The sequence below is a fragment of the Kitasatospora sp. NPDC096147 genome (assembly GCF_044763225.1).
Taxonomy (GTDB): Bacteria; Actinomycetota; Actinomycetes; order Streptomycetales; family Streptomycetaceae; genus Kitasatospora.
In genome coordinates, this window is record NZ_JBIWFX010000005.1 from 486,612 (window position 1) to 503,035 (window position 16,424).

Below are 16,424 nucleotides of genomic sequence, written 5' to 3' on the forward strand. Positions count from 1 at the left end.
CCTGAGGGTCCGGCCGACCGCCCACGCGGGGCGGTCGGCCGGGTCCAGGTACCGGGTACGTCAGTTGGCGGCGAACTTGGCGGCCAGCTGCGGGGTGGAGACCAGGCTGATCCCGCCGAAGCGGGCCAGCACCCGGCCACCGGGGGCGCAGGCGGTCACCGTCAGGGACGCGCTGGTCCCGTTGGCGGAGACCGGCTCGACCACGATCAGGAAGGGCTCGCCGTCCGGCAGGGCCTGGTACAGCTCCGCCCGGGCCACCGAGAGCGGCAGGCTGACGGTCGAGCGGTAGAGGCGCATCCAGACCAGGGCGGCCTGGAGCAGCAGGTCGGCGGTGCCGGGGCCGTACAGCGAACCGGCGAACGCACCGTTCCCGGGCCGGAGTTCGGAGAGCTCCGCCTCCAGCACCAGCCGGCTCTCGTCCTCCGCCAGCACCCGGCGCAGACCGCGCAGGGCCTCGCCGTGGAAGAGCGTGCCGTCGGCGTAGAAGCCGCCGGCCTCCCGGCCGCCGCCCAGGGCGGGCAGCCCGGCCATGCTCGGCCGGTTCACCTCGCCCGCCGGGTCGGCACCGAGCACCACACCGGCCGCGTAGTGCGGCCGGACCGCGCCGCCCTCGGCCACCGAGCGGATCACCACCTCGGTGGTGGCACCGTCCCCGGCCGGCGAGGCGGCCAGCTGGAAGCCGGCGGGCACGCTGCCGTCGAAGGTGACGCCCTTGTGCACCGCGAAGTCCCGGACCTGACGGACCGTCCCCCCGCTGAGCCGCTCCACCGCGCCGACGGCCCAGCCGAGCGCGACGGCGGCCGGCAGCACCGGCACCCCGCCGATCACGTGGTCGGCCACGATCGGGTCGCCGGCCAGCACGTCCAGGCGGCGCTCCAGCACCGTCGCCTCCGGCACCGACTGCTCGCGGACCGAGAGCGGCGTCGTCGGGCCGAGCACCGTCACCACGTCCTGCCCGCGCTCCGGCGCGAACTGGCCGGTGAACAGGGCCGTGCCGACCTCCTCCGGGATCAGCGTGATGCCGCGCTCCCGGAACACCGCCTTGATCTGCGGCGAGACCATCCCGCTGTCCCAGGCACCCCAGTTGAGGGCCGAAACCCGGGCCTGCGGGTGCTTGCGCTTCCAGCCGGCCGCCCAGGCGTTCAGCGCCTCGTTGGCCATCGCGTAGTCGGACTGGCCCCGGTTGCCGAAGAAGCCGGCCACCGAGGTGAACAGCACCACGTGCTTCAGCCCGTCGGCGGGCAGCGCGTCCAGCACCGAGCGCAGCCCGGTCAGCTTGGGCGCGAAGACCCGCTCGATCTCGCTGGCCTTCTTGGCACTGATCAGCTGGTCCGCCAGCACACCCGCGCCGTGCACCAGCCCGGTCACCTTGGCGGCGTACGGGGCCAGCGCCTTGGCGGTGGCGGCGGCGTCGGTGATGTCCACCGCGAGGTACTCCGCCGTCCCGCCGGCCGCCTGCACCTCGGCCAGCGTGCGGCGGATCTCCCGCTCGCCCACCACGGCCTGGTACAGCTGCTCCACCCGCTTCGGGGTCGGCTTCTCCCCCGCCGTGCGCAGCTGGGCGACCGCGGCGGCCTTCAACTCGGCGTCCCCGGTGAGGCCCTGGGCCCAGGCCGGCTCACCGACGAGGGCGGTCCGGCCCAGCAGCAGGAAGCCCGGCTGGTGCGCGGCGGCCAGGTCGACCACGCAGCGCGCCGTGATGCCCCGGGCTCCGCCGGTGACCACGATCAGGTCGTCGGCGGTCGGCGAGGCCACCGGCTCGGCGTCGGTCGGCAGCTGATCGGTGGTCAGCAGACCGAGGGTCACCCGGCGGGTGCCGTCGTGGCCGACCTGCACCGGCTCGGCGGCGGCGTCCAGCAGCTCGTCCAGCAGCAGCTCGACGGCGGCGGCGGCGGACAGGCCCGGCGCCAGGTCGACGGCCCGGCAGAACAGCTCCGGGGCCTCGACCGCAAGGGTCTTCACCAGGCCGCCGTAGCCACCGGACGGGGCCAGCGCCTCGTCCACGCCCGCGAGGCCGAAGCCGCCGTCGAGCCGGGTCACGGTGGCGAAGCAGGCCCGGCCGGTGCCGGCCGCCCGGGTCAGCGGCTCGACCAGGTGCTTGGCGGTGAGCAGCGCGTGGGACAGCCGGCGCACGCCGTCCGCCCAGTCGCCGTCCCGCCGGACCGCCAGGTTGACGGCCAGTCGGACCTGGGTCAACTCCTCGATCCGGTCGGCCAGTTCGTTGACACCCCAGCCGCTCAGCGCCAGGTCGCGGACGCCCGCGAGCTGCCGGGTGACCCCGGGCAGCCGGAGCACCTGGACCTGCCAGCCGTCGGCGGCCAACCGCTCGGCCAGCACCGGGGTCAGCTCGCCGCCGTCGTCCACCAGCAGCGCGCCGGAGCCGACCGGGTAGGCGCCCACCAGGCGGTCGGGGAGCGGCAGTTCGGTCAGCGTGGCGTGCGTGCGGCCGAGCCGACCGGGCAGCACGTCGGCGGCCGGGGCCGGGCTCGCGACCGGGGCGGCGGGGGCCGGAGCCTCCACCGCGACGGGAGCGGGGGCCTGCGGCGCGACGGCGCCGGCCATGAACTCCACGATCTGGCCCAGGGTACGCAGCTCACCGAGCTGCTCCGGCCCCATGTGCGTGTCACTCGGGAACTGCTCCGACAGCACACCCAGGATCTCGACCCGCTTGATCGAGTCGATCCCCAGATCCGCCTCGACATCCATCCCCAGGTCCAGCATCTCCACCGGATAGCCCGTCTTGGCCGCGACCACGGTGAGCAGGGCGGCCGAGACGTCCTCGGCGCTCGGACCGGCAGCCGGGGCGACGACCGGGGTGACGGCCACGGGAGCCGCAGCCGGTGCGACGGCGCCGGCCATGAACTCCACGATCTGACCGAGCGTGCGCAGCTCACCGAGCTGCTCCGGCCCCATGTGCGTGTCACTCGGGAACTGCTCCGACAGCACACCCAGGATCTCGACCCGCTTGATCGAGTCGATCCCCAGATCCGCCTCCACGTCCATGCCCAGGTCCAGCATCTCCACCGGGTAGCCCGTCTTGGCGGAGACGACGGCGAGCAGCGCACCCGCGACGTCGGCGGCGCTCGGACCGGCGGCCGGAGCGGCCACGGCCACCGGTGCGGCCGGGACGGCGGCGCTCATGAACTCCACGATCTGACCCAGGGTGCGCAGCTCACCGAGCTGCTCCGGCCCCATGTGGGTGTCACTCGGGAACTGCTCCGACAGCACACCCAGGATCTCGACCCGCTTGATCGAGTCGATCCCCAGATCCGCCTCGACATCCATCCCCAGGTCCAGCATCTCCACCGGATAGCCGGTCTTCGCCGACACCACCGCCAGCAGCGCACCCGCGATGTCCGCCGACGGGGCGGCAGCGGCCGGAGCGGCCTGGACGGGAGCGGAGGCGGCAGCGGGGGCACCGGCGGGAGCCGCCGCGCTCATGAAGTCCACGATCTGGCCCAGGGTGCGCAGCTCACCGAGCTGCTCCGGGCCCACGTGGGTGTCGCTCGGGAACTGCTCCGACAGCACACCCAGGATCTCGACCCGCTTGATCGAGTCGATGCCGAGGTCCGCCTCCACGTCCATGCCCAGGTCCAGCATGTCGATCGGGTAGCCGGTCTTGGCCGACACCACCGCCAGCAGGGCCGACGCGACGTCAGCGGTGGGCACCGCGACGGGTGCCGGGGCCACGGGCGCGGCGACGACCGGCGCCGGGACGACGGGCGCCGGAGCGGCGACCGGGGCAGGAGCGGCGACCGGGGCCGGGGGCAGGGCCGCGACCGGCGCCGCCGGAGCGGGGATCTGCGCCACCGGGGCCGGGGCCGGGACTGCGGCCGGCAGGACGACCGGGGCCGACGGGGCGACGAAGGCGGCGGGCACCGGAGCCACAGGGGTGGACGCCGGGGAACCGCCGAGCTCCAGCGCGGCGAGGTCGCGGAGGATCTCGTTGGCCCGCAGGTGGGTGCGGCCGATGGCGAGACCGTGCTCCTTGACGGCGGTCACGCCGCCGAGCACCTCGGTCAGCCGACCCTGGTCGGCCGCGTTCTCCAGCAGACCGGCCAGCCGCTCGGCGCTCTGCATCTGACCGTTCATGTAGTCGTCGTGCAGGGCGAGGTGATCGCTGATCAGCTCGGACAGCCGGTCGGACCGGCGTTCGTGCGCCACGGGTGCTGCCTCCTGGGCAGGTACGGGGACCACCGGGGGTATGACCGGCGGGGACGGCGGCACGGCCGCCGCGACGGGTGCGGGCGCCACGGGCGCCGGGAGCGGGGCCGCGGCCGGGGCCGGGGCCGGGGCCGGGGCCACCACGGGCGCCGGAGCCTGGACGGCCACCGGAGCGGGGGCGGCGACGGGGGCGGCCACAGCCGGAACGGCCGGGGCGGTCGAGACCCGGTAGCCGTTGTTCAGCGCCTCCTGGTACGCGGCCTTCCGCTGCGCCGACACGTGGTTGATGCCGTTGAGCGGCACCGTCATGCCCTTCTTGCCGGTGTCCACCGGCTCCTCCGCCGCCACGTACGGGTCGGCCGAGGTGAGCGGCAGGCCGAGCACCAGCAGCTGCGCCACTCCCCGCTTCAGCGCGAGGTCCGCGTCGCCGCCCGGACCGGAGTCCAACTGGACTGCCTGGTAGGGGCGTTCGCCGAGGATGCGGCGCACCAGCTGGGTCAGCACGCCCTTCGGGCCGAACTCCACGAAGGTCCGGAAGCCCGCCGCGTACATCTCCTCGACCCGGTCGGCGAAGTGCACCGGGTTGACCAACTGCTGGGCCAGCACGGCCCGGTTGGCCGCGACGTCGGCGCCGTAGACCGCACCGGGGGTGTTGGCGTAGACCGGGCCGCGCGGCTCGCGCACCTCGACCTGCTCCACGCTCGCCCGGAACGCCTCCACCGCGTGGGCGACGTAGGGGGTGTGGAAGGCGGCCGAGACCGGCAGCCGGCTGGCCCGCAGCCCGGCGGCCTTGGCCGCCTCGACCAGCGCCTCGATCTCCGCCGTGCCGCCGCCGACCACGATCTGGTCGGCCGCGTTGCGGTTGCAGACCACCAAGCCGTCGCGCGCGGCGAGCAGTTCGGCGACCTGCCGGTCGTCCGCGCTGAGCGCGGCCATCGCACCGGGGTCGAAGCCCACCTCGGCGGGCGGCGCCATCGCCGCGCCCCGGGCCCGGGCCAGGCCGAAGAAGGCCTCGTCGTCCAGCGCGCCGGCCGCCCAGAGGGCGGTCAACTCGCCGAAGCTGTGGCCGAGGTGGCCCTCGGCGGCGAAGCCGAGGTCGCTCAGGTAGCGGAACTGACCCGCCGCCAGCGCGCCGATCGCGGGCTGCGCGTACTCGGTGCGGCGCAGCGACTCCTCCTGCCCGGCCCGGCTCGCCGGGTCGAAGGCGGGCGGCGGGAAGGCCACCCGGGAGAGCGGCTCGGCCCCGGCGAAGCGGCGGTTGGCCGCGTCGAAGGCGGCCCGCAGCGGCGGGACGGCGAGCACGGCCTTGTGCCCCGGGTTGACGTACTGGCTGCCCTGGCCCGCGAAGAGCGCACCCACCTTGCCCGGCTCGCCTGCGGCGGACCGGAAGTAGACACCCTTGGGGTGCGCCCACTCGGTCGCCCCCGGCTTCCCGGCCAGCTCGGCGGCGGCCAGCGCGCGCAGCTCGGCCAGCTCCTCGGCGGTCCGGGCCACCAGGGCGATCCGGGCGTGCCCGGCCGGAGCCACCCCCGCCGCCTCCGGGCCGTCCAGCGCGCCCACCAGCTCGGCCGCCGTCGGGGCGTGCCAGTGGTGCACCTTCGCGACCGGGAAGAGCACCTTCAGGTCGTCCCCGTCGCCGTACTCCTCCAGCACCACGTGGAAGTTGGTGCCGCCGAAGCCGAAGGAGGAGATCGCCGCCCGGCGGCGCTCGCGCTCCGGGTCGCGGATCCACGGCCGGGTCTCGGTGTTGACGTAGAACGGGCTGCTCGCGAAGTCGATGGCCGGGTTGGGCTCGTCCACGTTGATGGTGGGCGGCAGCAGCTTGTGGTGCAGGGCCATCGAGAGCTTGATCAGACCGGCCGCGCCGGCCGCCGCCTTGGTGTGCCCGATCTGGGACTTGACGCTGCCGACCGCGGCGAACTGCCGGGCCTCGGTGGACTCGGCCACCACGGCCGCCAGCGCGGACAGCTCGGTGGCGTCGCCGACGGCGGTGCCGGTGCCGTGCGCCTCGAACAGCTCGATGCTCTCCGGGGTGCAGTCCGCGTCCTGGTAGGCCCGCCGCAGGGCCGTCATCTGGCCCTCCTTGCGCGGCGCGTAGATGGACTTGAAGCGGCCGTCGCTGGAGGCGCCGATGCCCTTGATCACGGCGTAGATGGTGTTGCCGTCCCGCTCGGCGTCGGCCAGCCGGCGCAGCGCCAGCATGCCGATGCCCTCGCCGATCAGGGTGCCGTCGGCCTCCTTGTCGAACGGACGGATCCGGCCGGTCTTGGAGAAGGCCGGGGTCTTGGCGAAGCAGAGGTACATGAAGATGGTGTTCTCGGCGTCGCAGCCGCCGACCAGCATGGTGTCGGAGCGGCCCTCGATCAGCTCGCTGATCGCCGACTTGACCGCGCCGAGCGAGGAGGCGCAGGCCGCGTCGATGGTCATGTTGATGCCGCCGAGGTCCAGCCGGTTCGCCACCCGGCCGGCCACCACGTTGCCCAGCATGCCGGGGAAGGAGTTCTCCTCCCAGGGCGCGAAGGCCAGCTTGAACTTCTCCGCGATCTCCTCGGCGTCCCGCTCGGAGAGCCCGACGCTGCGGGCCACCTCCTTGATGACCGGGGTCTGCAGGCGGGCCGAGAGCGGCTGGGTCAGCTGGTTGGCCCCGGTGACCCCGAGCACCACGCCGGTGCGCGAGGGGTCGTACCAGGAGCCCTCCGCCCCGGCGTGCTTGAGCAGGTCGCGGGCGACCATCAGGCTCAGCAACTGGAGGACGTCGGTGACCTCCAGGGTGTTCGGCGGCAGGCCGAACTCCAGCGGGTTGAAGTCCACGGTCGGGATGAAGCCGCCGTGCCGGGAGTAGGTCTTGTCGGGGGCGCTCGGGTCCGGGTCGTAGTGCTCGTCCAGGTCCCAGTGGTCGGCCGGCACCTCGGTGATGCAGTCGGCCGCCGCCACCACGTTGGACCAGAACTCCCGCAGGTCACGGGACTTGGGGTACAGGGCGGACATCCCGACGATGGCGATCGGGTCGTTGGCGAGCCGGCGGTCGAGCTCGCGGTCGCTCGGTCTGCGGGCTTCGAAGGGTTCGTTCTTCGGGGAGTGCGCTGGCTGCGAAGGGTTCACGGCGGGGCTCTCTTGGTCGGATGGCCGGGTACGCCGCCCGGCCCCGGGCCCAACTCTGGGCGGGGGCAAGGCGGTTGCGCGGTCTGGTGCGCGGAGCGGAGCGGCGGACGGCTCAGCGCCGGGCTGAGTACGGGGCTGAGCGCCCGGCTGGGTGCGGGCCGGGACGTCCGGCTCGGTGCGGGCCGGGGCGGCGGGCTGGGTGCGGGCCGGGGCGGCGGGCGCTCAGCGGTCGAGCAGGCGGGCCACGGCGCGGGCCGCGTCCGGTCGGGTGAGCATGGTGTAGTGGTCGCCGGGGGCCACCGCCAGGCCGAGGCCGCGCGGGGCGAGCGGCTGCCAGCCGAGGGTGGGGTCCCCCGGGATCAGGCTCCGCTCGGCCTTGACCAGCACCAGCGGGACGCTGGAGGGCACCGGCCGGTGCGGGGCGGTGAGCCGGTTGTTGCGCAACAGGCCGTCCACGTAGGTGTCGTAGAGCTTGCGCAGGCCGGGCAGTGGGGTGCCCGGCAGCAGGGCGCCGCTGCCGGTGCCGGCGTCCAGCACCAGCGGCAGGCCCTGGTCCACCCCCAGGCCGTCCAGCGCACCGTCGGCGAGCGGGACCGGACGGCCGCGCTTGGCCCCCAGGTACATGGCGAACCAGCCGAGCAGCAACGGGGGTTCGAGGGCCTCGTCGGGCTGCTGGTACTCCTCGGTGGGCGCGATGCTGTCCAGCAGCACCAGCTGCTCCGGACGCCGTCCGGCGGGCAGCAGCTCCACCATGGCCTGGGCCACCACGCCGCCGAACGACCACCCCACCAGGGAGACCGGTCCGTCCCCCAGCTCCGCGACCAGCCGCTCGGCGAGGGCCCCGACGGTGGTCTCGGCCCGGCCCCCGGTGAGGGCGGCCTCGCCGTACTCGGGCACCGCCGAGAGGTCCAGCACGGTCAGCCCGGTGCCCTCCGGCAGGGCCTCGGCCAGGGTGTGGTGCACCTGGGCGGCCAGCGCCCCCGGGTGCACCAGGTGGACGGTGCGGCCCCCCGGTCCGGCCGGGCGCAGCGGCAGGACCAGGACCGGGCCCCGGCTACGCGGCTGCACGCCTGCTGCACTCCTCCGCTATGTGGGCCGCGAGGTCCTTGATGGTCGGGTGGTACCAGAGCGTGGTGGTGCCGAGCTCGAAGCCGAGCCAGCTCTCCATCTCGCCGGCCAGGATGAGCGCCTCGGTGGAATCCAGGTCCAGCTCGTCGAAGTACTGCTCGGGGGTGACCTGGTCCGGCGTGGCGCCGAGCCGGTGGGCGATCTTCTCGATCAGCCAGTCTTGGGCTTCAACTGCCGTCACTTGAGCCACAGTTGGTCCTTCCTCTCGACAACGGCCGAAATACGGCCGGTGCCGCTCAGATGTGTTTCGGATACGCTTGACCGCCCGATTTCCCGGGCAGGTCCTCGGTGCGGTGACTGGACTCGGGCGTGGGGGCACCGAAAGGAAGTGGCAGCGTGGGCCGTCGAGTTCGAACCCGGCTCGCTCAACCACTGGGTCCAATCAGATCCGAAAGCAACCTGACATTCAACCGTCAACTAACTTGACCGGCCGGAATCTGACGGACCGCCACCACCCCGTGTGTCACATCGGGCGCGAACCCGGAAAGGCAAGGGGGGTCACCGTCAGATTCCCGTGCACATGCAGGGAACGTCCAGCATCTACCTGTCATTAACCCGGCGGAAACGCAGAGAACAGCGCCTGCCCCCCACTTGGTCGGGGAGGGGGCAGACGCCGTTGGGACCGCATGGGCCCGGCGGCTCTGGCGGGCAGCGGTTGAAGCAGCCGGACGGGGACCGACCGGCGGTTACTGGTGAGGGATTTTCAGGCGACCACCGGAGGTGGTCAGACCACCAGCGGGCGGTCGGTCGGTCGGATCGGGGCGGGCAGCGGGGTCTTGCCGCCCAGGTACTTGTCCACCGCGGCGGCGGCCGAACGGCCCTCCGCGATGGCCCAGACGATCAGCGACTGGCCACGGCCGGCGTCACCGCAGACGTACACGCCGTCCACGTTGGTGGCGAACTTGGCGTCCCGGTTCACGTTGCCCCGGGCGTCCAGCTCGACGCCGAGCTGCTCGACCAGACCGTTCTTCACGTCGGTGCCGGTGAAGCCCATCGCCAGGGTGACCAGCTGGGCCGGCAGGGCCCGCTCGGTGCCCGGCACCGGCTGGAACCGGCCGTCCTTGAACTCGACCTCGACCAGGTGCAGCTCCTGGACGTTGCCGTCCTCGTCGCCGGTGAAGTGGGTGGTGTTGACCGCGTAGACCCGCTCGCCGCCCTCCTCGTGCGCGGAGGTGACCTTGTAGGTCATCGGCATGGTCGGCCAGGGCTGGCCGGCCGGACGGTCGTCGCTGGGGCGCGGCATGATCTCCAGCTGGGTGACCGAGGCGGCCCCCTGGCGGAGCGCGGTGCCCAGGCAGTCGGCGCCGGTGTCGCCGCCGCCGATCACGATGACGTGCTTGCCCTTGGCGGTGATGGGGGGCTCGACGAAGTCGCCCTCCTGCACCTTGTTGGCCAGCGGCAGGTACTCCATCGCCTGGTGGATGCCCTTCAACTCCCGGCCGGGGACCGGGAGATCACGGGCGGTGGTGGCACCGGCGGCGACCACCACGGCGTCGAAGCGCTCGCGCAGCTGCTGGCCGGTGATGTCCTCACCGACGCTGACGCCGGTGCGGAAGCGGGTGCCCTCCGCGCGCATCTGCTCGATGCGGCGGTTGATGTGGCGCTTCTCCATCTTGAACTCGGGGATGCCGTACCGGAGCAGACCGCCGATCCGGTCGGCCCGCTCGTAGACGACCACGGTGTGGCCGGCCCGGGTGAGCTGCTGGGCCACGGCCAGACCGGCCGGGCCGGAGCCGACCACGGCGACGGTCTTGCCCGAGAGGCGCTCGGGGATCTGCGGGGTGACCCCGCCGTTGTCCCACGCCTTGTCGATGATGGTGACCTCGACGTTCTTGATGGTCACCGCGTCCTGGTTGATGCCCAGGACACAGGCCGACTCGCACGGCGCCGGGCACAGCCGCCCGGTGAACTCCGGGAAGTTGTTGGTCGCGTGCAGGCGCTCGATGGCGCCCTTCCAGTCGTCCCGGAAGGCCAGGTCGTTCCACTCGGGGATGAGGTTCCCGAGCGGGCAGCCGTTGTGGCAGAACGGGATGCCGCAGTCCATGCAGCGGCCGGCCTGCTTGGTGATGATCGGCAGGAGGCTGCGCTCGACGTAGACCTCGTTCCAGTCCCGCAGACGGACGTCCACGGGACGGCGCTCGGCCAGCTGCTTGGGCGTGGTCAGGAAGCCCTTGGGGTCAGCCATGTGCCGCCTCCATCATCTTGCGAGTGGTCTCGGCCTCGGAGAGGCCATCGCGCTCAGCGGCGTCCTTGGCGGCGAGCACTGCCTTGTAGTCAGTCGGCATGATCTTGGAGAAGCGGGAGACCCCGCCGCCCCAGTCGGCCAGGAGCTCGGCGGCCACGGTGGAGCCGGTCTCCTCGTAGTGCTGCTGCACGGTCTCGCGCAGCCACTCGCGGTCGTCGGCGGTCGGGGCCTCGATGCCCACCATGCCGTCGTTGACGTTCGCCGGGCGCAGGTCCAGCACGTAGGCGATGCCGCCGGACATGCCCGCCGCGAGGTTGCGGCCGGTCTCGCCGAGGATGACGACCCGTCCGCCGGTCATGTACTCCAGGCCGTGGTCGCCCACGCCCTCGACCACCAGGGTGGCACCGGAGTTGCGGACCGCGAAGCGCTCGCCGGCCTTGCCGCGCAGGTGGATCCGGCCCGAGGTGGCGCCGTAGCCGATGGTGTTGCCCGCGATCACGTGGTTCTGGGCGTCGGCGCCGATGGCGGCCGCGTCCCGGGCCGGGCGGACGATCACCACACCGCCGGAGAGGCCCTTGCCCACGTAGTCGTTGGCGTCGCCCTCCAGACGGAGCGTCACACCGCGCGGCACGAAGGCGCCGAAGGACTGGCCGGCCGAGCCGGTGAAGGTCACGTCGATGGTGCCCTCGGGCAGGCCCGCGCCCCGGTAACGCTTCGTCACCTGGTGGCCGAGCATGGTGCCGACCGTCCGGTTGACGTTGCGGATCGGGAGCTGGATGCGCACCGAGTCGCCGCGCTCCAGCGCGTCCTCGGCCAGCGCGATCAGCTGGTTGTCGAGCGCCTTGTCCAGCGAGTGGTCCTGGCCGGTGGTGTTGTGCAGGGCCGCGCCCTCGGGCAGCTCGGGCACGTGGAACAGCGGGGCCAGGTCGAGACCGGCCGCCTTCCAGTGGGTGATCGCGTCGGCGGCGTCGATGTGCTCGGCGTGGCCGACCGCCTCCTCGATGGTGCGGAAGCCCAGCTCGGCCAGGATCTCCCGGACCTCCTCCGCGATGAACTCGAAGAAGTTCACCACGAACTCGGGCTTGCCGGAGAAGCGGTCGCGCAGCACCGGGTTCTGGGTGGCGACGCCGACCGGGCAGGTGTCCAGGTGGCAGACCCGCATCATGATGCAGCCGGAGACCACCAGCGGAGCGGTCGCGAAGCCGAACTCCTCGGCGCCCAGCAGGGCGGCGATGACGACGTCGCGGCCGGTCTTCAGCTGACCGTCCGTCTGGACCACGATCCGGTCGCGCAGCCCGTTCAGCAGCAGGGTCTGCTGGGTCTCGGCCAGGCCGAGCTCCCAGGGACCGCCCGCGTGCTTGAGCGAGGTCAGCGGCGAGGCACCGGTGCCGCCGTCGTGGCCGGAGACCAGCACCACGTCCGCGTGCGCCTTGGAGACGCCCGCCGCGACCGTGCCGACGCCGACCTCGGAGACCAGCTTCACGTGGATGCGGGCGTCCGGGTTGGCGTTCTTGAGGTCGTGGATCAGCTGGGCCAGGTCCTCGATCGAGTAGATGTCGTGGTGCGGCGGCGGCGAGATCAGACCGACACCCGGGGTGGAGTGCCGGGTCCTGGCGACCCACGGGTAGACCTTGTGGCCGGGCAGCTGACCGCCCTCACCGGGCTTGGCGCCCTGGGCCATCTTGATCTGGATGTCGTCCGCGTTCACCAGGTACTCGGAGGTGACGCCGAACCGGCCGGAGGCGACCTGCTTGATCGCCGAGCGGCGCTCCGGGTCGTACAGGCGCTCCGGGTCCTCACCGCCCTCACCGGTGTTGGACTTGCCGCCGAGGCGGTTCATCGCGATGGCCAGCGTCTCGTGCGCCTCCATCGAGATGGAGCCGTAGGACATGGCGCCGGTGGAGAAGCGCTTGACGATCTCGGAGACCGGCTCGACCTCGTCGATGGAGATCGGGGCGCGGCCCAGGCCGTCGAACTTGAACAGCCCGCGGAGCGTCATCAGGCGCTCGGACTGGGCGTTCACCCGCTCGGTGTACTGCTTGAAGATGTCGTAGCGGCGCGAGCGGGTCGAGTGCTGCAGCCGGAAGACGGTGTCCGGGTCGAACAGGTGCGGCTCGCCCTCGCGGCGCCACTGGTACTCGCCGCCGATCTCCAGCGCGCGGTGCGCGGCCGAGATGCCGGAGGCCGGGTACGCCTTGGCGTGGCGGGCGGCCACCTCCTTGGCGATCTGCTCCAGGCCGATGCCGCCGAGCTTGGTGGTGGTGCCGGCGAAGTAGGCGTCCACGGTGGCCTGGTCGAGGCCGATGACCTCGAAGACCTGGGCGCCGCGGTAGGAGGCGACGGTGGAGATGCCCATCTTGGACATCACCTTGAGCACGCCCTTGCCGAGCGCCTTGATCAGGTTCTTGATCGCCTTCTCGGGCTCGATGCCCTCGATGAAGACGCCCTGCTCGACCAGGTCCTCGACCGACTCCATGGCCAGGTACGGGTTGACCGCGCCGGCGCCGTAGCCGATCAGCAGCGCGACGTGGTGCACCTCGCGGACGTCACCGGCCTCGACCAGCAACGACACCTGGGTGCGCTGCTTGGTGCGGATCAGGTGGTGGTGCACCGAGGAGGTGAGCAGCAGCGAGGGGATCGGCGCGTGCTCGGCGTCCGAGTGACGGTCCGACAGCAGGATGATCCGGGCACCGTCGGCGATCGCCGCGTCGGCCTCGGCCGCGATCTCCGCCAGCCGGGCGGCCAGCGCCTCGCCGCCACCGCCGACCTTGTAGAGACCGGACAGCGTGACCGCCTTCAGGCCCTGCTGGTCGCCGTCCTGATTGACGTGGATCAGCTTGGCCAGCTCGTCGTTGTCGATCACCGGGAAGGTGATGCCGATCGAGCGGCAGTGCGCGGCCGAGGCGGAGAGCAGGTTGCCCTCCGGCCCGAGGTTGGACAGCAGCGAGGTGACGAGCTCCTCGCGGATGGCGTCCAGCGGCGGGTTGGTGACCTGGGCGAACAGCTGGATGAAGTAGTCGAAGAGCAGCCGGGGCTTCTCGGACAGTGCCGCGATCGGGCTGTCGGTGCCCATCGAGCCGAGCGCCTCGCCACCGGTCTTCGCCATCGGGGCCAGGATGACCCGCAGCTCCTCCTCGGTGTAGCCGAAGGTCTGCTGACGGCGCGTCACCGAGGCGTGGGTGTGGTGGATGTGCTCGCGCTCGGGCAGCGCCTTGAGCTCGATCTGCCCGGCGGCCACCCACTCCTCGTACGGGTGCTCGGCGGCCAGCTCGGCCTTGATCTCCTCGTCCGGGACGATCCGGCCCTGGACGGTGTCGATCAGGAACATCTTGCCGGGCTGCAGCCGGCCCTTCTGGCTGACCTTCTCCTGGTCGATGTCGAGCACGCCGACCTCGGAGGAGAGCACCACCAGGCCGTCCTCGGTGACCCAGTACCGGGCCGGGCGCAGGCCGTTGCGGTCGAGCACCGCACCGATCTTGGTGCCGTCGGTGAAGGTCACGCAGGCCGGGCCGTCCCAGGGCTCCATCAGGTTGGAGTGGTACTGGTAGAAGGCGCGGCGGGCCGGCTCCATGGTGGCGTGGTTCTCCCACGCCTCCGGGATCATCATCAGCACCGAGTGCGGCAGCGACCGGCCGCCCAGGTGGAGCAGCTCCAGGACCTCGTCGAAGGAGGCCGAGTCGGAGTGGTCCGGGGTGCAGATCGGGAAGATCCGGTCGAGGTCGCCGGGGATCAGGTCGGTGGCCAGCTGGGACTCACGGGCCGTCATCCAGTTCCGGTTGCCCTTGACGGTGTTGATCTCACCGTTGTGGGCGACGAAGCGGTACGGGTGGGCCAGCGGCCAGCTCGGGAAGGTGTTGGTGGAGAACCGCGAGTGCACCAGGCCGATGGCGGAGGCGAACAGCCGGTCCGACAGGTCGGGGAAGAACGGCTCCAGCTGACCGGTGGTCAGCATGCCCTTGTAGACGATGGTCCGGGCGGAGAGCGAGGGGAAGTACACCCCGGCCTCGCGCTCGGAGCGCTTGCGGACGACGAAGGCGATCCGGTCCAGCTCGATGCCGCTCTTGCCCTCGCCGGTCACGAAGACCTGGCGGAAGCGGGGCATCACGGAGCGGGCGGTGGCGCCGAGCAGGTCGGGGGTGACCGGCACCTCGCGCCAGCCGAGGACGGTCAGGCCCTCCTCGGCGGCGATGGCCTCGATCTGCGCGACGGCGGCCGCGTCGGCGGCGTCCTCGTCCGGCAGGAAGGCGATGCCGACGGCGTAGGAGCCGGCCTCGGGGAGCTCGAAGGCGACCTTGGCGCGCAGGAAGGCGTCCGGCACCTGGGTCAGGATGCCCGCGCCGTCACCGGAGTCCGGCTCGGCGCCGGTGGCACCCCGGTGCTCCAGGTTGCGCAGCACGGTGAGCGCCTGGTCGACGATCGTGTGGTCGGCGATGCCGGTCAGCGTGGCGACGAAACCGACGCCGCAGGCGTCGCGCTCGTTACGCGGGTCGTACAGGCCCTGAGCAGTGGGTCGCGCATCCGGAACGAGCGCGTACGGCCGCGCGGCGGCCTGACCGGGCTCGTTGGCGGAGTGCATGGATGCAGACAGCATCGGCTCTCCCGTCGTCGTCTCTGGCAAGTGCTTGGTGCAGTAGGGACGACGTTGGCCCTCATGCGATTTCGTGCAGGTTACATGATGTCGGACTGACCGGACAGTGGGATTTTCCGTCCACACTGCGGACGATCAGCCCTGGTCAGGGCGCTCAACCTGACGGATCGGGGACGGGGAGCAAGCCTGTGCTCGGCCGCGTGCCCCCACCAGTGTGCCCCCTGCCCACAGGCGCGAAACAGCGCCGTCATCAGGTGTCCACATGGCGAGAACAGAGGTCCTGCGAATCCTGCGCCGCGAGGCGACCCCGGCATGAGAATCTGCGGCCCGACCGGGCGTTCGACGGGATCAGTACGGGTCGGGCCGCGCGGTCATGTGGGCAAGGTCATAGTCATGCAGGGTTCGGAATACCCCCGAACGGCCCAGCTCAGCGCCCGGCCGGGGCCGGGCCGGGGCCGGGCCGGGCGCTCCGGTCAGCCGAGCTGACCACCGATCAGGGCACCCAGACCGTAGGTCACGGCGGCGGCCGCGCCGCCCAGCACCAGCTGGCGCAGGCCGCTGAACCACCAGGTCCGGGCGGTCACCCGGGCCACCACCGCGCCGCACAGGAAGAGTCCGGCCAGCGAGAGCAGCAGCGCCGGGGCCACGGTGGTGGCGCCCAGCAGGTAGGGCAGCAGCGGGAGCAGCGCGCCGAGCGCGAAGCAGGTGAAGGAGGAGACGGCCGCCACCATCGGCGACGGCAGGTCGTGCGGGTCCACCCCGAGCTCCTCGCGGGCGTGCGTCTCCAACGCCTGCTCCGGATCGGCCGACAGCTGCCGAGCCACCTCGTGCGCCAGCTCCGGATCCACCCCGCGCGCCACGTAGAGCCCGGCCAGCTCGGCCAGCTCGCCCTGCGGGTTGCGGCTCAGCTCCAGCCGCTCGGCCTCGATCTCGGCCTCCACCAGCTCCCGCTGGGAGGCCACCGAGGTGTACTCCCCCGCCGCCATCGAGCAGGCACCGGCCGCCAGCCCGGCCAGGCCGGTGATGATCACGGTGCCCGGGGAGGCGGCGCCGCCGACCACACCGGTCATCAGCGCGAAGTTGGAGACCAGGCCGTCCATCGCACCGAACACGGCCGGCCGCAGCCAGCCGCCGTTGACGTCCCGGTGGTGCCCCTCGGCGGGCACCCGCGGCGCCGGGTCCCCGCTGACGAACGGTTGGGCGATGGTTGCGGCCATGGCGAATAGCCCCCCTTGGAAAGGTGGTTGAACGTTCCTG

General features: G+C 72.5%; 6 protein-coding genes. All 6 read right to left on the reverse strand.

Features of this window, described 5'->3' with window-relative positions:
* Positions 1-60 precede the first annotated feature (60 nt).
* The 6 genes from ACIRBX_RS19810 to ACIRBX_RS19835 all read right to left on the reverse strand — a co-directional run bounded on the left by ACIRBX_RS19810 (position 61) and on the right by ACIRBX_RS19835 (position 16,384).
* A complete protein-coding gene (locus ACIRBX_RS19810; RefSeq protein ID WP_402298322.1) occupies positions 61-7,266 on the reverse strand; it encodes an SDR family NAD(P)-dependent oxidoreductase in 7,206 nt (2,401 codons plus the stop codon).
* A 222-nt stretch (positions 7,267-7,488) separates the two neighbouring features.
* Positions 7,489-8,334, reverse strand: a complete 846-nt coding sequence (locus ACIRBX_RS19815) for an alpha/beta fold hydrolase (protein WP_402298323.1) — start codon at positions 8,332-8,334, stop codon at positions 7,489-7,491.
* Positions 8,321-8,575: an acyl carrier protein gene (locus ACIRBX_RS19820; RefSeq protein ID WP_402298324.1), complete on the reverse strand. Its 255-nt coding sequence runs from the start codon at positions 8,573-8,575 to the stop codon at positions 8,321-8,323. The genes ACIRBX_RS19815 and ACIRBX_RS19820 overlap by 14 nt, the downstream gene beginning before the upstream one ends.
* Before the next feature lie 543 nt (positions 8,576-9,118).
* Positions 9,119-10,579, reverse strand: coding sequence for a glutamate synthase subunit beta (locus ACIRBX_RS19825; RefSeq protein WP_402298325.1), 1,461 nt, complete (start codon positions 10,577-10,579; stop codon positions 9,119-9,121).
* Positions 10,572-15,155: a glutamate synthase large subunit gene (gene gltB, locus ACIRBX_RS19830; protein WP_402298430.1), complete on the reverse strand. Its 4,584-nt coding sequence runs from the start codon at positions 15,153-15,155 to the stop codon at positions 10,572-10,574. Before gltB ends, ACIRBX_RS19825 begins: the two co-directional genes overlap by 8 nt.
* A gap of 485 nt (positions 15,156-15,640) precedes the next feature.
* Positions 15,641-16,384 (reverse strand): VIT1/CCC1 transporter family protein, encoded by a 744-nt coding sequence (locus ACIRBX_RS19835; protein WP_402298326.1) that lies wholly within the window; start codon positions 16,382-16,384, stop codon positions 15,641-15,643.
* Positions 16,385-16,424: the final 40 nt, after the last annotated feature.